Here is a 1,017-nt window from a genome sequence, read left to right as displayed (position 1 = left end):
GGCAACACCGCACAATTGCCAAACGAGCAAAAATATGATATAATAGATATATGGAAAGACAAATGACACTGGCAGAAATCAACGATGAACTTGGTGCAGCCAGAACCAATAAAAAAGAATTTTTAGAGAAGCTTGAAGCGATCATACCATGGGAAACATTTCTTGAACTGATACAGCCGAGTTATTACAAAGGAGAACTTGGCAATAAACCATACCCATTGGAATTGATGCTGAGAATATTCATATTGCAGAATGTCTACAATCTCGCAGACATGGCAGTCATGAACGAAGTGATTGACAGCCGTGCATTTTCCAATTTTTGTGGAATCAACTCACCGAGCGAAGTCCCAGACGGTGATACAATCGGACGGTTTCGTAATATCCTGACTCGCAATGGATTACAGGAAAAAATATTTGTTGCTGTTGTGAAAATTCTGATGGAACGAAAGCTCATTCTGAAAAAAGGAACAATTGTGGATTCCACATTTATCGAATCTCCTTCATCCACAAAAAACCGGGAAAAGAAACGTGATCCGGAAGCACATTCTGCGAAAAAGGGAAATACATGGCACTTCGGGTATAAGGCACATATCGGAGTAGATGAGAAAAGTGGTCTTGTCCACACGGTAAAGGCAACTCCGGCAAACGAACATGATGTTACCATTATGAGTGAATTGCTGCATGGAGAAAAAGAACGTGCCTATGGTGACAGCGGATATATCGGAGCAAATAAGAGACCGGAAGCAATTAAGAAAAACAAAAATGGGAAGAAGATCAAGTACCTGATCAACAGACGTCCGTCATCCATCAAAAAGTTATCGAAGAGTGGTCAGTATGCCGCTAAGAAAAAGGAACATCAGAAATCATCTGTCCGTTGTAAAGTGGAGCATGTCTTTGCAGTCATAAAAAATATTTTTCGATATCGAAAGACCCGATACCGAGGTCTGCGAAAACAGACTGCGAAATTGAATATTATGTTCGCATTGGCGAATCTGTATCTGGCTGCCAGAAAATCTC

At 40.7% G+C, this 1,017-nt stretch carries 1 protein-coding gene; it reads left to right on the top strand.

Features of this window, described 5'->3' with window-relative positions; genetic code table 11:
- Positions 1-62 precede the first annotated feature (62 nt).
- Positions 63-1,017, top strand: a 955-nt coding sequence (locus DXB92_RS13195) for an IS5 family transposase (RefSeq protein ID WP_117734226.1), incomplete at its 3' end; no start/stop codon positions are given.

It is taken from the genome of Ruminococcus sp. OM06-36AC (assembly GCF_003438725.1).
Classification (GTDB): Bacteria; Bacillota; Clostridia; order Oscillospirales; family Ruminococcaceae; genus Ruminococcus_C; species Ruminococcus_C callidus.
The sequence above is the reverse complement of the archived record's forward strand: the minus strand, read 5'-3'. Positions and strand labels throughout refer to the sequence as shown.